The following is a 17,586-nucleotide window of genomic DNA, read 5'->3' as shown; positions in this document are numbered from 1 at the left end:
GGCGGCCCGGCCCACCCGGCCGCCAGCCGCCGGGCCGCCGCCGCGACCGGGCGCCGGGCGAAGGCGCCGTCCCGGTCGACGACGTGGTCGGCCAGGGTCGCCGACGCCAGCACCAGGCTCACCGCGGCCGCGAGCCGGGCGCCGTCACCGGTCGCGACCCGTGCGGTGCGCATGCCACGCAGCGGGCAGGGCCCGGCGGTGCGACGGCGAGGCGCAGCGGGGGACTGGGCGTCGAGCAGGACGGAGATCAGCAGCCCGTCGTAGTTGGTGGCGATCCGCGCGGCCTGGCCGTGCTCGTCGCGCAGCGCGTAGCAGAGCCCGCAGAGGTGACCGATCCACTCGGCGCGCAGGACGGGCGAGAGGGTGTGCCGGCAGGGCCGGACCATGCCGAACACGCGGCGGATCGTAGCGGGCCGGCCCGGCGCTCGGTGCGCGCCGGCCTTCCCCGGCGCGCGGGTCCTCAGTAGCCTCGGGACGGTCGACGGGGGCGGTTCCGCGGACGGGGGACGAGCGATGGCGAACCCGCTGGCCTCGCTGCGGCAGGGGAAGCTCCGGATCGACAAGCTCGAGAACGTCCAGGTACCGCCGAACACGGAGCGCACGGTGTTCGCCCGGACCGGTCCCGGGGTCGTCGTCTCGCTCTGGATGGCGCTCGGCGGCGGCAACGCCCCGGCCCTCGACGCGCGGCTGCGGGTCTTCTACGACAACGCGCCGACGCCCGCGATCGACCTCGACACGGGGACCCTGCTGGCGACGCACTGGGGCGCCGGCAGCGCGAACACCAGCCACTCGTGTCAGCACCTGCACGTCGAGATCGACAGCGCGAGCTACCAGACGGCGTTCCTGTCGACCTACCCCCTGCCCTTCGGGAGCTCGATCAGGATCGCCTACCTCAACATCGACGCCGGGCAGACCGCGAGCATCTACGCGATGGCCACGTACGGCCTGACCTCGACCGACGAGGCCGCCGGGCGACGGTTGCGCGGCCAGGGCGCGCGGTACGTCGACCAGAAGGTCACCCGCACGGCCGCCTCGACCACCACCCTCGCGCAGATCACGGGCGGTCCCGGCTCGATCGTCCACCACTCCTACGTCGGCGGGGTCGGCGCCACCAACCTGTCCTGGCTGGAGCGCAACTTCTCGGTCGCGGTCGACGGCGAGCCCACCCCGCAGATCGAGGCGACGGGCACGGAGGACTGGTTCGACAGCGGGTGGTACTTCCACGGCCGCCGTGACTTCGGGACCAGCGTCCACAGCTACGTCGGCACGGACCGGCCGGCCGGCAACGTGAACGTGGTGGGCATGGCCACCGACCTGTGGTCGAAGTGGGGCGGGATCCCCTTCACGAGCTCGGCCGTGGTCCGGTCGCTGCCCGAGCCCGCCTGTACCACCGGCGACACGCTCTGCTGGGGCCTCCTCTACTACCAGTGACGGCACCGCCAAATCCGTGGCGAAGGCACGATCCGCGACCCTACGGTCCCGGCATGCCCTCGACCGGCGCGATCCTCGCCTTCCTGGCCGCGTCGCTGGTGCTCGTGGCGATTCCCGGTCCGAGTGTGCTGTTCATCGTGGGCCGCGCCCTCGCGCACGGCCGCCGCGCCGCGCTGACCAGCGTCGCGGGCAACACGACGGGCGTCGCCGTGCTGGTGGTGGTCGTCGCGCTGGGGCTGGGCGCCGTGGCGGCGGCGTCGGCCGAGGTGTTCACGGTGATCAAGCTCGCGGGCGCCGCCTACCTCGTCTCGCTGGGTGTGCACACCGTCCGGAGACGGGGCGACCTCGTGGCGGCGCTCGGCGCGCCCGGTGCCGACCGGCGCCTGTACCTGCAGGGCGTGCTCGTGGGGATGACGAACCCGAAGGCGCTGGTCTTCTTCGCCGCCGTGCTGCCGGGGTTCGTCGGGCCGCAGGCGCCGAACCCGTCCGTGCAGCTGCTGGTCTTCGGCCTGCTCTTCTGCCTGACGGCGGCGGTGCTGGACTCGGCCTGGGGTCTCGCCGCGGGCGCGGCGCGGGACTGGTTCGCGACGAGCCCGGCCCGCCTGCGCCGGATGGGCGGCGCGGGCGGGCTGGTGCTCGTCGGGATGGGTGTCGGGCTGGCCCTCACCGGCCGGCACGACTGATCACCGGACCTTGCTCCCCTTCTCCCCGGGAGCAGGACCTCTTAGGCTGTGTGCGGGTCGGGGATGACCCCGGGAGTGCGTATGCCTGCTCGTCGGATCGGCGTAGTCGCCGGCGCTCTGCTCCTGCTGGTCGTCGCCGGGTGCGCGAGCGCGCCGGCGGAGACCGCCCAGCAGCTCCGACCGCCCGCCGTGCCGGCCGGTGGCATCGCCCCGGCCACGAAGTTCACGCCGCTGTCGGCCACCACGGTGACCACCCCGGCGCCCGTCCTGGGGACGGACGGCAAGACCCACGTCACGTACGAGCTGCTGCTCACCGACGTCACGCCGGCGCCGTTCACCCTGCGCAAGATCGACGTCCTGGCGGACCAGGAGGTCGTGCTCTCCTTGAGCGGACCCGAGCTGGCGGCCCAGTCCAACCTGCTCGCCGCGCAGACGGGGGACGAGGGCGTCGGTGATCCCACCGCGTCCGCGGCATCGATCCCCGCCGGCGGCACCGCGGTCGTCTGGCTGGACGTCCTGTTCGACCGGGCTGGATCGACTTCGGTGCCGACCGCCTTGACCCACCGGGTCAGCGGCTCGATCGGCGGCGGGCCCGCCACGGAGGTGGACACCGGCTCGGTGCCGGTGAGCGCCGCCGTGGCTCCCGTGTTGGGCCCGCCGCTCCAGGGCGGTCCGTGGTACGCCAGCGACGGCTGCTGCGTCGACGACACCCACCATCGCCGCGGGCTCGCCCCGATCAACGGACGGCTGCTGGTCCCGCAGCGCTACGCCATCGACTGGTACCTGCTCGACGACCAGCACCGCGCCTGGGTGGACGACCCCTCGAAGATCACGAACTTCCTCGCCTTCGACCGGCCGGCGCTGGCGGTCGCGGACGGAGTGGTCGTGGACGCGACGGACGGGTTCTCCGACACCACGTCCCTGCCGCAGCCGCCGCCGATCCCGCCGATCGTCGAGACCGTCGGCAACCACGTGACGCTGATGATCGCGCCGGGGGTGTACGTGATGTACGCGCACTTCAAGAAGGACTCCGTCGCGGTGAAGACCGGGCAGCAGGTGAAGAAGGGGGACGTGCTGGGCCACATCGGCAGCTCCGGCAACTCGACGGCCCCGCACCTGCACTTCCAGGTCAACACGGAGCCGACGTTCTTCCCGACGGACAGCACCCCGTTCGCCTTCGAGTGCCTGCGGGTGGACGGTCAGGTCACCGAGCGGATCTGGGACGACGTGCTCGCCGAGCAGCCCACCCCGGAGCTGCCGTACACGGCGTCGACCGACACGAGCGAGCGGCGGGGCCAGATGCCGCTCGACCGCAACGTCGTCACCTTCTGCTGAGCAGGGCGGCGGCGAACCACTCGAAGGCCGGGACGGTCGGCGGGCGCTCCGGCCAGCCGTTGAGCCGCCCGAGCAGGGTCCAGTACCGCTCCACGCGCCGGTCGGCGAAGGTGTCGACCGTGGCCGCCAGCGCGGCCCGGTCGGCCGTCTCGCCGACGCCGATCCGCTCCAGCACCGCGGCCGCCTCCGGGGAGGCGGGGTCGACGCCCTCCCGCAGCGCGGCACCGGCGTGCTCCAGGACCTGCGCCGGGTCGAAGGGCGGCGGTGTGGGGGCCTCCGACCCCGCGACGGCCATCTCCCGGACCCGGGCCCGGAAGTCCGGGTCGGCGACGAGGTCGGCCAGCTCGACCCACGCCTCCACCTGCTCGGTCGACGGGTCGTCCGGCAGCTCGGCCGGCATCGTGCGCATCGCGGAGGCGATGCCGGCGCCGGGCGCGTCCGGGTCGGTGCCGGCGAAGGCCTCCGCCACGAACTCGTCGATCATCCGCTGCCGCTCCTCGGCGGACAGCCTGGCCAGGTCGTTCATCACTCTCAGCTCCCTCGGTGCGGGATCCCTGCCGTCGCGGGCGAGCAGCGTGCACACGGCACGCTGCACCCGCAGGGCGCGGATCCGTTCGTCGATGGCCCGCACGTGCGCGGCGGCCACCTCGCCGACGCGACGGCGACGCAGCAGCACCTCCCGCACGTCGTCCAGCCCCATCCCGAGCTCCCGCAGGGTGCGGACGAGATCGAGCCGGGCCACGGCGGCCGCGTCGTACCGCCGGTAACCGGCGGCGGTCCGGTCGGTCTCGGGCAGCACGCCCTCGTCCGACCAGAAGCGGATGGTGCGGACGGGCACCCCCGAGCGCCGGGCGAGCTGCCCGATCGTCATCAGGGTGCGGTCCGTCCCGTCGTGCGTCGCGGTCACGGGATCCACCTTCGAGGTTCCAGCGGCTGGAAGGTCAAGATATTCGGGTACTCAGCCCGCCCACAGGCGGCGCTGCCACACTCGGCGGGTGCTGCCATCCGAGGTCCAGGGCGTGGTCGACGCGATCGTGGACGGCCTCACCGCACGCCCCGCCGAGCTCGCCGCGGCGGCCGCGGCGCTGCTCGTGGTGCTGTGGACGGTGTCCTGGCGGCTGACCAGGACGGTCGTGACGATCGCGCACGAGGGTGGACACGCCGTCGTCGCCGTGCTGGTCGGGCGCGGGCTCACCGGCATCCGGCTGCACTCGGACACCTCCGGCGTCACCCACTCGACGGGGGCCGGCCGGGGCCCGGGCGTGGTGCTGATGTTCCTCGCCGGGTACGTCTTCCCGCCGCTGCTCGGCCTGGGCGGGGCCGCGCTCGTCGCGAACGGGTACACGAGCGCGCTGCTGTGGCTCGGCGTGGCGCTGCTGGTCGCGACGCTGGTCTACATCCGCAACCTGTACGGGGCGTTCGCCGTGCTCGTGACGGGTGCGGTCCTGGGGGTGGTCGCGACGTGGGCGCCGCCGGACTGGCGCGCCGGGTTCGCGGCCGCGCTGTGCTGGTTCCTGCTGTTCGGGGGGCTGCGGGCGGTGCGGGAGCTGCAGCGCAGCCGCCGCCGGCGCCGCACCACGACCTCCGACGCCGACCAGCTGGCCGCGATCACGGGGGTGCCGGGCGGAATGTGGGCGGGGGTGTTCGGCTTGATCGGGCTGGGGGCCACACTGGCCGCTGCCGTGATCGTCTTCATGCCCTGAGCGTGATCGACCGAGAGGAACGCCGTGCCCGAGGACTTCAACAGCCGCGTCATCCGTGAGTTCAAGGAGAACGACGGGAAGGTCGGCCCGCCCTTCGAGGGCGCGCCGATGATCCTGGTCCACCACGTCGGTGCCAAGTCCGGCCAGGTCCGCACCAGCCCGCTCGTGTACTTCGAGGACGACGGCCGGTACCTGATCGTCGCCTCCGCCGCCGGTGCCCCGTCGCACCCCGCCTGGTACCACAACCTCAAGGCCAACCCCCGGATCTCCGTCGACCTCGGCACCCCCGAGGGCGTCCGCGAGCTGACCGTGGAGGCCGAGGAGCTCACCGGTCCGGAGCGGGACCGCAAGTGGGAGGAGATCAAGGCCGCCGCCCCGGGCTTCGGCGACTACGAGAAGAAGACCGACGGAATCCGCACCATCCCGATCTTCGCCCTCAAGCCCGCCGCCTGACCGGCCGCCTCCGAGCGGAACCCCCGGAGCCCCCGACCACTGGTCGCCGGCACATCCGTCGATGCGGGGTCCGGGGCGCGGAGTTCGGGTGGGGGAGGGCGCCCGGGCGGGGGTGCGGGACCTGGCAGGGTGCGGGAGCCGAGGAAGAGCCCGGATCCGGGTCGGCGGCGCGACCGGACGTCTGACAGGCTCGGGTCTCGTGAGCATCTCGTTGGAGCAGGCCCGCACGATCGTCGACGCCGCCCTCGCGCACGGCACCGAGCAGGGCTTCAACCCGCTGACCGTCGCCGTCCTGGACCCGGGCGGGGCGATCGTCGCCCTCGCCCGCCAGGACGGCTCCGGCTACCTGCGGCCGGACCTGGCCGTCGCCAAGGCCAACGGCGTGCTGGCGCTGGGCATGACCAACCGCGCCATCGCCGCCCGTGCCGCGGACTCGCCCGAGTTCTTCACCTCGGTGGCGAACCTCGCCGGCGGGAAGATCTTCTCCGTGCCGGGTGGGGTGTTCGTCCGCGACGGTGAGGGCACGCTGCTGGGCGCCGTCGGCGTGACCGGCGACGCCTCGCTCAACGACGAGGCCGCCGCCGTCGCCGGCATCCAGGCCGCTGGGCTCGTCGCGGTCACCGGCGCGGAGTGACCACCGGGGGCGACGCCGCGCACCGCCCCGCCGACCCCGCCGGCCGCGCCACGCAGGTCGGTCTCGTGTTCGCGGTCGCCTCGGCCGTGTCGTTCGGGCTCTCCGGCCCGTTCGCGAAGGCGTTGATCGACGCCGGCTGGTCCTCCGCGGGGGCGGCCCTCGTCCGGATCGGCGGGTCGGCCGTCGTCGTGCTGGTGCTGCTGGCCGTGACCCGGCCCGGGGTGCTGGCCGCGCTGCGCTCCGACGCCCCGGCCCTGCTGCTCTACGGGCTGATGGCGATGGCCGGCGTGCAGGTCGCGTTCTTCAACGCCGTCCGGTACATGCCGGTGAGCATCGCGCTGCTGCTCGAGTACCTGGGCCCGGTGCTGGTCATCGCCTGGGTGTGGGTGGTGCGCCGGCAGCCGCCGAGCGGCCGGACCCTGGTGGGCGCGGCCGTCGCGATCGCCGGGCTGCTGCTGGTGGTGCAGATCTGGTCGGGCACCGCGGTGCCGCCGGCCGGTCTGGCGTGGGGGCTGGCCGCCGCGGTCTGCCAGGCGAGCTACTTCCTGCTCGCCGACCGCGCGGGCGCCGCGACGCCGCCGCTGGTGCTGGCCGGCACCGGGATGGCCGTGGGCACCGTCGTGGTGGCGGTGCTGGGCCTGACCGGGTTGCTGCCCCTGGTGGTGACCACGCCGCCCGACGGGCCGGTGGTCCTCGCCGGCGTCGACGTCGGCTGGGTGGTCGCCGCCGGCCTGCTCGTGCTGGTCTCCACGGTCGTGGCCTACCTGACCGGCGTGCTCGCGATCCGGCGGATCGGGGCGGCCCGCGGCTCGCTCGTCGCGCTGCTGGAGGTCGTCGCCTCCGCGGTGGCGAGCTGGCTGCTGCTGGGCGAGGTCCCCGCGGCGATCCAGCTGGCCGGGGGAGCGCTGATCCTGCTGGGGGTGGCGCTGACCCGCTCCCGCCCCGCGGGCCTCGCGGAGCCCTGAGGGCGACCGCGGCGGGTACGGCGCCGAGGAACACGGTGCCGAGAACGCGGTGCCGAGAACACGGTGCCGAGAACACGGTGCCGAGAACGCGGTGCCGAGAACACGGTGCCGAGAACACGGTGCCGAGAACACGGTGCCGAGAACACGGTGCCGAGAACTCGGTGCCGAGAACTCGGTGCCGAGAGCGCGGCGACGGCCCGCCACCCCCGCGGAAGGGGAGCACGGGCCGTCGCCTGGGCCGACCATCCGACCGCCGCGGCCTGACCGCGTACCCGCAGGTCAGGTCGCGATGTCGCGATCAGACGTCGTAGTACAGCGCGAACTCGTACGGGTGCGGGCGCAGCCGCAGCGGGTCGATCTCGTTCTCCCGCTTGTACGAGATCCAGGTCTCGATCAGGTCCGGGGTGAACACGCCGCCCTCGAGCAGGTAGTCGTGGTCCTCCTCGAGCTTGTCGATGACCGCACCGAGCGAGGCCGGGACCTGCGCGATGTCCTTGGCCTCCTCCGGCGGGAGCTCGTAGAGGTCCTTGTCGATCGGCGCCGGCGGCTCGATCTTGTTCTTGATGCCGTCGAGGCCCGCCATCAGCATCGCCGAGAAGGCGAGGTACGGGTTGCCGGACGAGTCGGGGCAGCGGAACTCGATGCGCTTGGCCTTGGGGCTGTCGCCGGACAGCGGGATCCGGATGCAGGCCGAGCGGTTGCGGGCCGAGTACACCAGGTTGACCGGCGCCTCGAAGCCCGGGACCAGGCGGTGGAAGGAGTTCACCGTCGGGTTGGTGAAGGCCAGCAGCGACGGCGCGTGGTGGAGCAGGCCACCGATGTAGTAGCGCGCGGTGTCCGAGAGCCCGCCGTAGCCGGACTCGTCGTGGAACAGCGGCTGGCCGTCCTTCCACAGCGACTGGTGCACGTGCATGCCCGAGCCGTTGTCGCCGAAGAGCGGCTTCGGCATGAAGGTGGCGGTCTTGCCCGCCTGCCAGGCCACGTTCTTGACGATGTACTTGAACAGCATGATGTCGTCCGCGGCGTGGAGCAGCGTGTCGAACTTGTAGTTGATCTCCGCCTGGCCGGCGGTGCCGACCTCGTGGTGCTCGCGCTCCACGGTGAACCCGGAGTCGATCATCGTCGACACGATGTCGGCGCGCAGGTCGGCGTAGTGGTCCACCGGCGGCACGGGGAAGTACCCGCCCTTGTAGTTGACCTTGTAGCCGAGGTTGCCGCCCTCCTCCTCGCGGCCGGTGTTCCACCAGCCCTCGGAGGAGTCGATGTGGTGGTAGGTCTCGTGCGGGTTCGAGCCGAAGCGGATCGAGTCGAAGATGTAGAACTCGGCCTCGGGCGCCATGTAGGCGGTGTCCGCGATGCCCGACGCGGCCAGGTACTCCTCCGCCTTGCGCGCGATGTTGCGCGGGTCGCGGGAGTACGGCTCGCCCGTGATCGGGTCGTGCACGAAGAAGTTGATGTTGAGGGTCCGGTGCTTGCGGAACGGGTCCAGCCGGGCCGTCGCCGCGTCGGGCAGCAGGGCCATGTCCGACTCGTTGATGGCCTGGAACCCGCGGACCGAGGAGCCGTCGAAGGCGGCGCCGTTCTCGAGCAGGTCACCGGCGGTGGAGGCGGGGACGGTGAGGTGCTGCATCACGCCGGGCAGGTCGCAGAACCTGATGTCGACGTACTCGACCTTCTCGTCCGAGATGTACTTGAGTACCTCTTCGGAGTTGTTGAACACGCGCGCTGGCTCCTTCGATCGTCCTCTGGATTGGCCGCGACGGTATGGCCGCCGTGTTGCCCGTTCATCACTCGCGGGTTTCACAGACGTTAACGGGCCTGGATCGCGTCCTCTCTCACATGGGACAACTAGGGTAGGGGTCATGGCGGGGTTCCTCGACTCCTGGACGGCCGGTTCACCGTCCGCGCACGACCAGGGCCACCCGGGTGAGCGGTTCGGCCTCCCGGCGGTGGGTGTGGGTGCGGTCGCCGGGTTCGGCAGGCGGCTGGTCGGCGTCACGGTCGACTGGCTGCTCGCGTACGTGCTCACCCTGGCCGTGATGGGCCTCGACGCGCTGGGCGGGACCAGCATCGGCTGGTGGGTGTGGGCCGTCTGGTTCGTGCTGACCGTGATCCCGACCGCCCTCTTCGGCATGACGCCGGGGATGGTCGCCGTCGGCATCCGGGTCGCCCGCGTGGACCTGGCCGCGACGGTCGGGTTCCGGGCGATCCTGCGCACGGTCCTGCTCGGCCTGGTGCTCCCGGCCGTGGTCCGGGACGCGGACGGCCGGGGCTGGCACGACCGGGCCTCGCAGACGATCGTGATCCGCACCCGGGCCTGACCGGAGCCCCGAGAACGACCGCGGCCGGGACCCGACCGGGTCCCGGCCGCGGTGGCTGCCGAGGTGCGCCGGTGTCAGCGGCGGCGCACGGTGCGCTGGACGCTGCGCATCTTCGCGCCCTGGGGCATCGGGCCCTTGGGCAGCGCGGCGGCGCGGTTGCCGAGCGCGGCGAGCCGGGCGTCGAGGGACTCCATCTCGGCGGCGCTGATGTTGCGCGGCAGCTTCATGAGGTGCCGCTGCAGGCCCTTGAGGGGGATCTGGCCCTCCTCGTTGCCCACGACGACGTCGTAGATCGGGGTCTGGCCGACGACCCGCGCGGTGCGCTTCTTCTCCTGCGCCAACAGCGACTTGACCCGGTGCGGCGCGCCCTCGGCCACGAGGACGACGCCCGGCCGGCCGACGACCCGGTGCACCGCGTCGAGGTGGGTGGTGCCGGCGACGCCCTGGGTCACCCGCCACTGGCCGCGCAGCTGGTCGAGCGCCCAGCCCGCGGCACCCGGCTGGCCGTCGGCCTGCGCGTAGACGCTGCTCTGGACGCGACGGCCGAAGATGCTGATCGCGGCCATCACACCGATCGCGACACCGAAGACCAGGAAGATCCACTGCAGGCCGAAGATCAGCCCGATCAGGAACGCGACCACGGCCGCGCCCACCACCGACCCGATCATCAGCGGCAGCAGGAGCTTGTCCTGCTTGCGCTGCATCTGGAACGCCTGCCAGATCTGCGCACGCCGCTGCTTCGACGCCGCGCGCTTCTCCGCCTTCAGGCGCTTCTGGGTCTCCTTGTCGGGCTTGCCGGCCATGCGGGCCAGGATACGTCGAGCAGGCCGGGGCGCGCCGCGAGGATCGGGGCGAGCGCCCCGGAGCGCCCGGGAGAGCCCGCCCCGCTCAGCCGCGGGCGAGCAGGGAGCGCGCCTCCTGGGCGGCCGGGGCCTCGGCGGCGAGGTGGGCGAGCTCGGGGGAGAGCTCCTGGCCGCGGTGGGCGACGGTCTGGGCGTAGAGCCGCCCGGCCCGGTAGGAGGAGCGCACCAGCGGGCCGGCCATGACGCCGGCGAAGCCGATCTTCTCGGCGGTCTCGGCGTGCGCGACGAACTCCTCGGGCTTGACCCACCGCTCGACGGGGTGGTGGCGCTTCGAGGGGCGCAGGTACTGGGTGATCGTGATGATCTCGCAGCCGGCGTCGTGCAGGTCGGCGAGTGCCTCGGTGACCTCGTCGGGGGTCTCGCCCATGCCGAGGATGAGGTTGGACTTGGTGACCAGCCCGTCCTCGCGCGCGGCGGTCAGGACGTCCAGGGAGCGCTCGTAGCGGAACGCGGGGCGGATGCGCTTGAAGATCCGCGGGACGGTCTCGAGGTTGTGCGCGAGCACCTCGGGGCGGGCGGCGAAGACCTCGGCGAGCTGCTCGGGGCGGGCGTTGAAGTCCGGGATGAGCAGCTCGACGCCGGTGCCGGGGTTCAGGGTGTGGATCTGGCGGACCGTCTCGGCGTAGAGCCAGGCGCCGCCGTCTTCCAGGTCGTCGCGGGCCACGCCGGTGACGGTGGAGTAGCGCAGCCCCATCTGGTGCACGGACTCGGCGACCCGGCGGGGCTCGTCGCGGTCCAGCTCGGCGGGTTTGCCGGTGTCGATCTGGCAGAAGTCGCAGCGCCGGGTGCACTGCTCGCCGCCGATGAGGAAGGTGGCCTCGCGGTCCTCCCAGCATTCGTAGATGTTGGGGCAGCCGGCCTCCTCGCACACGGTGTGCAGGCCGCCGGCGCGGACCAGGCCCTTGAGCTCGGTGTACTGCGGGCCGGTGCGGGCCTTGGTGCGGATCCACTCCGGCTTGCGCTCGATCGGGGTCTCGGCGTTGCGGACCTCGAGGCGGAGCAGCTTGCGGCCCTCGGGAGCGATCGTCACGGCGACCAGCCTACGCCCCGGGATCAGGCGTGACGCCCGTCTCGCCGGTGGTCCGGCGGCGCGTCGCGGACCCGGCTAGCGTGGCCCGCCGTGGACCTCCGGATCTTCACCGAACCGCAGCAGGGTGCCGACTACGACGACCTCCTCCGGGTCGCCAGGACCGCCGAGGAGGCCGGCTTCGACGCCTTCTTCCGCTCCGACCACTACCTCGCCATGGGCGGCAGCGGCGAGCCCGGTCCGACCGACGCCTGGCTGACCCTCGCCGGGCTGGCCCGCGAGACGGCCCGGATCCGGCTGGGCACGCTGGTGTCGTCGGCCACCTTCCGGCTGCCCGGGCCGCTCGCGGTCTCGGTGGCGCAGGTCGACCGGATGTCCGGCGGCCGGGTCGAGCTGGGCCTGGGCACGGGCTGGTTCGAGGCCGAGCACGCCGCCTACGGCATCCCGTTCCCGCGGCTGCGCGAGCGCTTCGACATCCTCACCGAGCAGCTCGAGATCGTCACCGGGCTCTGGGGCACCCTGCCGGGGGAGCGTTTCGAGTACTCCGGGGACCACTACACCGTCACGGACTCGCCCGCGCTGCCGAAGCCCGTCCAGCAGCCCGGCCCGCCGGTGATCGTCGGCGGGAAGGGCAGGCGCCGCACCCCGCAGCTGGCCGCCCGTTTCGCGTCCGAGTTCAACGTGCCGTTCTCCTCGATGGACGAGGTCGCCGCGCAGTTCGGCCGGGTCGACGAGGCGTGCGCCGCCGCGGGCCGGGACCCGAAGGAGATCGTCCGTTCCATCGCGCAGGTGGTCTGCGTGGGCCGGACGGAGCAGCAGGTGAGGGCCCGCGCCCTGGCCATCGGCCGCGACGCCGACGAGCTGCGCGCGAACGGGCTCGCCGGGTCCCCGGAGGAGGTCGCCGACCGGCTCGGCCGGTGGGCGGAGCGGACCGGCATCACCCGCGTGTACCTCCAGGTGCTGGACCTCGGCGACCTCGACCACCTCGAGCTGATCGCCGCGCACCTCCTCTGACCCGCCTCTGGTCCCCGCACGGGGACCGGTCGGCGCGCCTCGTCGCGTCGTCATCACTCTGTGATGAACGGTCCGTAACGGACGCGTTCCCTCGGTCGATTGCCAGACGCAAGAGTTGGCCACCCTGCGTGAACCTTCGGGCTAACGCAGTAGGCCATCCGTAGTACTGGTTCACCTGATGAGGGAACACCTGCTCGTGCGTACGCACCCCGGCCCAGGGCGCCGTTCGGCCCTGCTCGCCCTGCTCGCCCTCCCGGCGCTGCTCCTCGCGGCGTGCGGGACGGCGCCGGCGGCGGGCGAGGGCACCCCCGGCGGCGCCGCCGCCCCCGCCCAGACCGCCACCACGACCGCCACGACCGCCACGACCGCCGCCGGCACGCGGCTGCAGCCGTACGTCGACGCCTCGCTCGTGCCCTCCCCGCTCCCGGCCATGGCCGACGCCAGCGGGGTCACCGACGCCGTCCTCGGCTTCGTCCTCGCCGGCCCCGGCGGCTGCACGCCGACCTGGGGCGGCACCCAGCCCGTCACCGCCCCGGCCGTCGTGGCGGCCGCGCGCGACCTGACCGGCCGCGGCGGCGCGGTCGCCGTCGCCACCGGCGGCGCCACGGGCTCGTACCTGGAGAGCGCCTGCCCCGACGCGCCGTCCCTGGCCCGCGCCTACGGCGAGGCGCTCGACGCGGTCGGCAGCACCGCCCTCGTCGTCGACGTCGAGGAGGACGTCCCCGTCGCCACGGTCGTCGAGGCGCTGCGGACCGTGCAGGACGAGCGGCACGCCACCGTCACCCTGACCCTCAAGGTCGACGACGCCGAGCGCGGGCTCACCGCCGCCGCCGTCGACCTCGTCCGGGCGGCCGACGCGGCCGGTGTCGACGCCCACGTCGACGCCATGGTCATGAACTTCCCGTACACCGGGTCGTGGGCCGACGCGATGACCGGCGCCACCGACACCGTCCTCGACCAGCTCGGTGAGGTCTGGTCCCGGGCCGACGAGGCGTCGGTCGCCGCCCGCACCGGTGTCGTGTTCATGCTCGGCCGCACCGACCTCGGCGCCGTCACCACGCTCGACGACGCCGGCGCCGTGGTGCGCGACGCCCGCGAGCGCGGCCTCGGCACCGTCGGCTTCTGGTCCGTCGGCCGCGACAACGGCGGTTGCCCCGACCGCCCCACCGCCTCCTACGACTGCAGCGGCATCGCGCAGTCGCCCTTCGCCTTCACCCTGGCCGCCCGTGACGCGGCGGCCGCGTCCCCCGAGGAAGGTCCCCGATGAGCGACGACGACACCCTCGTTTCCCGGGAGGCCCCCGAACGGGGCCCGGTGTTCGTCGACGGCACCGGCCGCCGGCAGCGCCGGATCCGGATGGCCGTGTACGGGCTGGTCTCGATGTGCCTGGTGTTCCTGGTCGTCGTCGGGACGAGCCTGGCGGCCGGGCAGCGCACGCCGATGCTGGACATCCCCGTGCTCGGCGACCTGCTGCCGGCCCCCGAGGCCGAGGCGGCCGACGACGCCGAGGGCGAGCTCCGCCCGGAGGCCCCGCCGTCCCAGGGCGGCCTGATCGGCGTGGTCACCGCCGCCGCGGCGGGGAGCACCGGCGGCACCCCGAGCGGTGGGGCCGCCGGCGTCCTCGCGCCGCTGGCCGGGCTGCCCGCGGCGCCGGTCGCGCCCGCCGCGCCCGTCGGGCTCCCGGCCGCGCCGGTTCCGGGGGCCCCCGTGCCGGGCGCCCCGGTCCCGGTCGACCCGGCGGCCCCGGCCGGCCCGACGACGCCGCCGGCGACGGACCCGAACACCCCGCCGAACACCCCGCCCAACACCGAGGGCGGACCGGACACGCCGCCGGCCACGACCACCCCGCCGCCGGAGACCACCACCCCTCCGCCGGTGACCACGGACCCGCCGCCGACCACGACGAAGCCGCCGGTGACGACGAAGCCCCCGACCACCACGAAGCCGCCGGCCACGACGCCGCCGCCGGTCGTCACCACCACGGTGCCGACCACGGTGCCGACGACCACGATCCCGGTGGTCACCACCACCACGACCCCGGTCGTCCCGGCCTAGGAGCACGCAGGACATGCCCAGTCGCATCCGCCGGCGCGGGAGCGGGTTCTCCGTCGGCAAGTTCGTGGTCGCGGTGGTGGTGCTCGCGACCTTCGTCGCCGTGCTCCTCCTCAACGGCGTCCTGACCGCCAAGACCTCCTCCGACGCGGAGGGCCACCTCGTCCGCGGCCCGGACGACCAGGTGCCGGTCGCCGTCCACGACGGCGGTTCGGCGGTCGACACCATCCACGACCCGGTCCGCACCCTGAGCTACCCCGCGAAGACCATCGCGCTGACCTTCGACGACGGGCCGGACCCCGAGTGGACCCCGCAGATCCTCGAGGTCCTGGAGAAGTACCAGGTCCCGGGCACCTTCTTCGTGCTCGGCTCGTTGGCCGCGCAGCACCCCGACCTGGTCCGGGAGATGCGCGCCACCGGGTCCGAGATCGGGTTGCACACCTTCACGCACCCCAACCTGGCCGAGGCCTCGGCGAGCCGCCTGGACCGCGAGCTCACCCTGACCCAGCTGGCCCTGGCCGGCGCGACGGGCGAGATCTCCTACCTGGTGCGGCCGCCGTACTCCTCGCGGTCCGACGCGCTCACCAACAACGAGTACGAGGTCGTCCGGAAGCTCGGCGAGCGCGGGTACGTCACCGCGCTGACCGACTTCGACAGCCGCGACTGGGAGCGCAAGGGCGTCGACGTCATCGAGAAGGCCTCGACCCCGAGCTCCGACGCCGGCGGCGCGCTGCTGCTGCACGACGCCGGCGGCGACCGTGCGCAGACCGTCGCGGCGCTGGACCGGCTGATCCCGCAGCTGCAGGCGCAGGGCTGGCGGTTCACCACGGTGAGCGAGGGCCTCGGGCTGCCCACGGCGAACACGCCGGCCGACGTCTGGGACCGGACCTTCGGCACGATCCTCGTCGCCGCCGCGGGCGTCTCCACCTCCGTCGTCCGCGGGCTGGAGTGGCTGCTCCTGCTGGTCGGCGCACTCGTCGTCGCCCGGCTGGTGATCATGATCGTGGTCGCCCGCCGGCACGCGAAGCAGAGCCGGCTCGCCACCCGCCACCGCAGCGGGCCCTGGTACACCGACCCGGTCTCGGTGGTGGTCCCCGCCTACAACGAGAAGGAGTGCATCGAGCACACGGTGCGCTCCCTGGTGGCCGGCGACCATCCCGTCGAGATCATCGTGGTCGACGACGGCTCGACGGACGGCACGCCGGACATCGTCGAGCGGCTGGGCCTGCCCGGGGTGCGGGTGATCCGCCAGCCCAACGGCGGCAAGCCGGCCGCGCTGAACGCCGGGATCCGGGCGGCGCGCCACGAGATCGTCGTGATGATCGACGGCGACACCGTGTTCGAGCCGACGACGGTCGGGACCCTGGTGCAGCCGTTCGTCCGGCCCGAGGTCGGCGCGGTGGCGGGCAACGCGAAGGTCGCCAACCGGCGCGGCCTGGTCTCCCGCTGGCAGCACATCGAGTACGTGATGGGGTTCAACCTCGACCGCCGCGTCTACGACCTGTGGCGCTGCATGACCACGGTGCCCGGGGCCGTCGGTGCGTTCCGCCGCAGCGCCCTGCTCGAGGTCGGCGGCGTCAGCGACGACACCCTCGCCGAGGACACCGACCTCACGATGGCGCTGTGCCGGGCCGGCTGGCGTGTGGTCTACGAGGAGCGCGCCCGCGCCTGGACCGAGGCACCGGGCACGCTGGGCCAGCTGTGGCGGCAGCGCTACCGCTGGAGCTACGGGACCATCCAGTCGATGTGGAAGCACCGCGCGTCGGTCGTGGCGCGGGGCCCGGCCGGGCACTTCGGCCGCGTGGGCCTGCTCAACATCGCGCTGTTCCAGGTGGTGCTGCCGCTGCTCGCGCCGCTTGTCGACGTGTTCCTGGTGTACGGGCTGTTCTTCCTCGACCCGGTCACCACGCTGGCGGCCTGGGGCGGCGTCCAGCTGATCCAGCTGTTCGCCGCGGTCTACGCGTTCCGGCTGGAGCGGGAGAAGACCGGCGTGCTGTGGCTGCTGCCCTTCCAGCAGATCGTCTACCGGCAGCTGATGTACGCCGTGCTCATCCAGTCGATCATGACCGCGCTGGCGGGCATCCGGCTGAAGTGGCAGAAGCTGCGCCGGACCGGCGACTTCGGAGGCGCGCCGGTGGAGAAGACGGTCGGCGCGGGCGTCTGACCCGGTCGGGGGGGGCGGCGGGCCGCCGCCACCCCCGTGGGGTCAGTGCAGCGAGGGGTGCAGCTGCAGGTCCAGCCCCGCCACCCCGGCGGCGACCGGCTCCTCGCGGCGCGGCACCACGTGCTCGCGGACCGGCAGGGTGCCCTCCAGGGCCCCGAGCACCGCGTCGGTGACGCTCACGAGCACCTCGTCCGTGACCACCTCGCGGTCGAGCTCCGCCGACAGCGAGGTCACGCCGGCGTCGGTGATCCCGCAGGGCACGATCCGGCCGAACTCGGTGAGGTCCGGGTTGCAGTTGAGGGCGAAGCCGTGCAGCGTCACCCCGCCCTGCACACGCACGCCGATGGCCGCGATCTTGCGCTCGGGGCGCAGGTCGTCGGCGGGGAGCCACACGCCGCTGCGGCCCTCGACCCGGCCGGCGGTGGTGACGCCGAGGCCGTGGCAGACCGCGATCAGCGCCTCCTCGAGCCGCCGCACGTAGTCGACGACGTCGAGGGGCTCGCCGAGCGAGACGATCGGGTACCCGACGAGCTGGCCGGGGCCGTGCCAGGTGATCCGGCCGCCGCGGTCGACGTCGATGACGGGGGAGCCGTCCGTCGGGCGGTCCTCGGGGCGGGTCCGCTTGCCCGCGGTGTAGACCGACGGGTGCTCGAGGAGCATGAGCACGTCCGGTCCGGTGCCGGCGCGCCGCGCCTCGGCGTTGGCGCGCTGGACGTCCCAGGCGCTGAGGTAGTCGACCGTGCCGAGCAGGTCCACCCGAACGGGGTTGGGGGAGCGGCGGCACGAGGTTCCCTGGCTGGCCACCGGCCCAGGGTACGCCCGCGTCGCGGCGCGCAAGGGCGGGCGTGGTCACACCACGGCGACCCCACAACGATCGCTCAGTCCAGGGCGCGCCGCACCGCCGCGGCCGCCCGCCGCCCGCTGACCAGGGCACCCTGGGT

At 73.6% G+C, this 17,586-nt stretch carries 18 protein-coding genes; 12 read left to right on the top strand and 6 right to left on the bottom strand.

Going from position 1 to position 17,586, the window contains the following annotated elements:
• Positions 1 to 395 (bottom strand): DUF5685 family protein (locus LWC35_RS36920; protein ID WP_232875154.1); only part of this gene is annotated, 395 nt, incomplete at its 3' end.
• 118 nt (positions 396 to 513) lie between these two features.
• Here LWC35_RS36920 and LWC35_RS36915 point away from each other — a divergent pair.
• The 3 genes from LWC35_RS36915 (at position 514) to LWC35_RS36905 (ending at position 3,449) form a co-directional block, all read left to right on the top strand.
• Positions 514 to 1,431 carry a DUF2961 domain-containing protein gene (locus LWC35_RS36915; RefSeq protein ID WP_232875153.1) on the top strand — a complete coding sequence of 306 codons (918 nt, stop codon included), beginning with the start codon at positions 514 to 516 and terminating at the stop codon, positions 1,429 to 1,431.
• Positions 1,432 to 1,484: 53 nt separating this feature from the next.
• Complete coding sequence (locus LWC35_RS36910; RefSeq protein ID WP_232875152.1) at positions 1,485 to 2,114, top strand: LysE family translocator; 630 nt, start codon at positions 1,485 to 1,487, stop codon at positions 2,112 to 2,114.
• 81 nt (positions 2,115 to 2,195) lie between these two features.
• Positions 2,196 to 3,449 carry a M23 family metallopeptidase gene (locus tag LWC35_RS36905; RefSeq protein WP_232875151.1) on the top strand — a complete coding sequence of 418 codons (1,254 nt, stop codon included), beginning with the start codon at positions 2,196 to 2,198 and terminating at the stop codon, positions 3,447 to 3,449.
• Here LWC35_RS36905 and LWC35_RS36900 read toward each other — a convergent pair.
• Complete coding sequence (locus LWC35_RS36900; RefSeq protein ID WP_232875150.1) at positions 3,436 to 4,356, bottom strand: helix-turn-helix domain-containing protein; 921 nt, start codon at positions 4,354 to 4,356, stop codon at positions 3,436 to 3,438. The two genes, LWC35_RS36905 and LWC35_RS36900, sit on opposite strands and share 14 nt — an antisense overlap.
• 88 nt (positions 4,357 to 4,444) lie before the next feature.
• Here LWC35_RS36900 and LWC35_RS36895 point away from each other — a divergent pair, with 88 nt between their 5' ends.
• The 4 genes from LWC35_RS36895 to LWC35_RS40710 all read left to right on the top strand — a co-directional run bounded on the left by LWC35_RS36895 (position 4,445) and on the right by LWC35_RS40710 (position 7,204).
• Complete coding sequence (locus LWC35_RS36895; RefSeq protein ID WP_232875149.1) at positions 4,445 to 5,152, top strand: M50 family metallopeptidase; 708 nt, start codon at positions 4,445 to 4,447, stop codon at positions 5,150 to 5,152.
• A gap of 24 nt (positions 5,153 to 5,176) precedes the next feature.
• Entirely contained in the window at positions 5,177 to 5,605 is a 429-nt protein-coding gene (locus LWC35_RS36890; protein WP_232875148.1) for a nitroreductase family deazaflavin-dependent oxidoreductase, read from the top strand.
• 199 nt (positions 5,606 to 5,804) lie between these two features.
• Positions 5,805 to 6,239 (top strand): GlcG/HbpS family heme-binding protein, encoded by a 435-nt coding sequence (locus LWC35_RS36885; RefSeq protein ID WP_232875147.1) that lies wholly within the window; start codon positions 5,805 to 5,807, stop codon positions 6,237 to 6,239.
• Positions 6,236 to 7,204 carry an EamA family transporter gene (locus LWC35_RS40710; protein WP_232875146.1) on the top strand — a complete coding sequence of 323 codons (969 nt, stop codon included), beginning with the start codon at positions 6,236 to 6,238 and terminating at the stop codon, positions 7,202 to 7,204. The genes LWC35_RS36885 and LWC35_RS40710 overlap by 4 nt, the downstream gene beginning before the upstream one ends.
• A gap of 298 nt (positions 7,205 to 7,502) precedes the next feature.
• Here the strand turns inward: LWC35_RS40710 and glnA are convergent, their stop codons facing one another.
• On the bottom strand, positions 7,503 to 8,924 hold the full coding sequence (gene glnA, locus LWC35_RS36875) for a type I glutamate--ammonia ligase (protein WP_232875145.1): 1,422 nt from the start codon (positions 8,922 to 8,924) through the stop codon (positions 7,503 to 7,505).
• A gap of 142 nt (positions 8,925 to 9,066) precedes the next feature.
• Here glnA and LWC35_RS36870 point away from each other — a divergent pair, with 142 nt between their 5' ends.
• Positions 9,067 to 9,525: an RDD family protein gene (locus LWC35_RS36870; protein ID WP_232875144.1), complete on the top strand. Its 459-nt coding sequence runs from the start codon at positions 9,067 to 9,069 to the stop codon at positions 9,523 to 9,525.
• Positions 9,526 to 9,599: 74 nt separating this feature from the next.
• Here the strand turns inward: LWC35_RS36870 and LWC35_RS36865 are convergent, their stop codons facing one another.
• Entirely contained in the window at positions 9,600 to 10,328 is a 729-nt protein-coding gene (locus LWC35_RS36865) for a DUF4191 domain-containing protein (protein ID WP_232875143.1), read from the bottom strand.
• Positions 10,329 to 10,413: 85 nt separating this feature from the next.
• Positions 10,414 to 11,418 carry a lipoyl synthase gene (gene lipA / locus LWC35_RS36860; RefSeq protein WP_232875142.1) on the bottom strand — a complete coding sequence of 335 codons (1,005 nt, stop codon included), beginning with the start codon at positions 11,416 to 11,418 and terminating at the stop codon, positions 10,414 to 10,416.
• A 90-nt stretch (positions 11,419 to 11,508) separates the two neighbouring features.
• Here lipA and LWC35_RS36855 point away from each other — a divergent pair, with 90 nt between their 5' ends.
• From LWC35_RS36855 to LWC35_RS36840, 4 genes are all read left to right on the top strand, one after another.
• On the top strand, positions 11,509 to 12,429 hold the full coding sequence (locus LWC35_RS36855; protein ID WP_232875141.1) for an LLM class F420-dependent oxidoreductase: 921 nt from the start codon (positions 11,509 to 11,511) through the stop codon (positions 12,427 to 12,429).
• A 178-nt stretch (positions 12,430 to 12,607) separates the two neighbouring features.
• Complete coding sequence (locus LWC35_RS36850) at positions 12,608 to 13,696, top strand: glycoside hydrolase family 18 protein (protein WP_232875140.1); 1,089 nt, start codon at positions 12,608 to 12,610, stop codon at positions 13,694 to 13,696.
• Positions 13,693 to 14,484, top strand: a complete 792-nt coding sequence (locus LWC35_RS36845; protein ID WP_232875139.1) for a hypothetical protein — start codon at positions 13,693 to 13,695, stop codon at positions 14,482 to 14,484. Before LWC35_RS36850 ends, LWC35_RS36845 begins: the two co-directional genes overlap by 4 nt.
• Before the next feature lie 13 nt (positions 14,485 to 14,497).
• Positions 14,498 to 16,645, top strand: coding sequence for a bifunctional polysaccharide deacetylase/glycosyltransferase family 2 protein (locus LWC35_RS36840; RefSeq protein ID WP_232875138.1), 2,148 nt, complete (start codon positions 14,498 to 14,500; stop codon positions 16,643 to 16,645).
• Between the two features lie 42 nt (positions 16,646 to 16,687).
• On the opposite strand, the gene lipB is transcribed toward LWC35_RS36840, so the two are convergent.
• Positions 16,688 to 17,449 (bottom strand): lipoyl(octanoyl) transferase LipB, encoded by a 762-nt coding sequence (gene lipB, locus LWC35_RS36835; RefSeq protein WP_232875137.1) that lies wholly within the window; start codon positions 17,447 to 17,449, stop codon positions 16,688 to 16,690.
• Positions 17,450 to 17,586: the final 137 nt, after the last annotated feature.

The sequence above is a fragment of the Pseudonocardia kujensis genome (assembly GCF_021283305.1).
GTDB lineage: Bacteria > Actinomycetota > Actinomycetes > Mycobacteriales > Pseudonocardiaceae > Pseudonocardia > Pseudonocardia kujensis.
This window is presented reverse-complemented; position numbering and strand designations above follow the sequence as displayed.

What these genes read in the sequence shown, in the direction of transcription:
- LWC35_RS36915 (WP_232875153.1), top strand. Translation starts at nt 514, where the DNA reads ATGGCGAACCCGCTGGCCTCGCTGCGGCAGGGGAAGCTCCGGATCGAC.
- LWC35_RS36910 (WP_232875152.1), top strand. Translation starts at nt 1,485, where the DNA reads ATGCCCTCGACCGGCGCGATCCTCGCCTTCCTGGCCGCGTCGCTGGTG.
- LWC35_RS36905 (WP_232875151.1), top strand. Translation starts at nt 2,196, where the DNA reads ATGCCTGCTCGTCGGATCGGCGTAGTCGCCGGCGCTCTGCTCCTGCTG.
- LWC35_RS36870 (WP_232875144.1), top strand. Translation starts at nt 9,067, where the DNA reads ATGGCGGGGTTCCTCGACTCCTGGACGGCCGGTTCACCGTCCGCGCAC.
- LWC35_RS36865 (WP_232875143.1), bottom strand. Translation starts at nt 10,328, where the DNA reads ATGGCCGGCAAGCCCGACAAGGAGACCCAGAAGCGCCTGAAGGCGGAG.
- LWC35_RS36850 (WP_232875140.1), top strand. Translation starts at nt 12,608, where the DNA reads ATGAGGGAACACCTGCTCGTGCGTACGCACCCCGGCCCAGGGCGCCGT.
- LWC35_RS36845 (WP_232875139.1), top strand. Translation starts at nt 13,693, where the DNA reads ATGAGCGACGACGACACCCTCGTTTCCCGGGAGGCCCCCGAACGGGGC.
- LWC35_RS36840 (WP_232875138.1), top strand. Translation starts at nt 14,498, where the DNA reads ATGCCCAGTCGCATCCGCCGGCGCGGGAGCGGGTTCTCCGTCGGCAAG.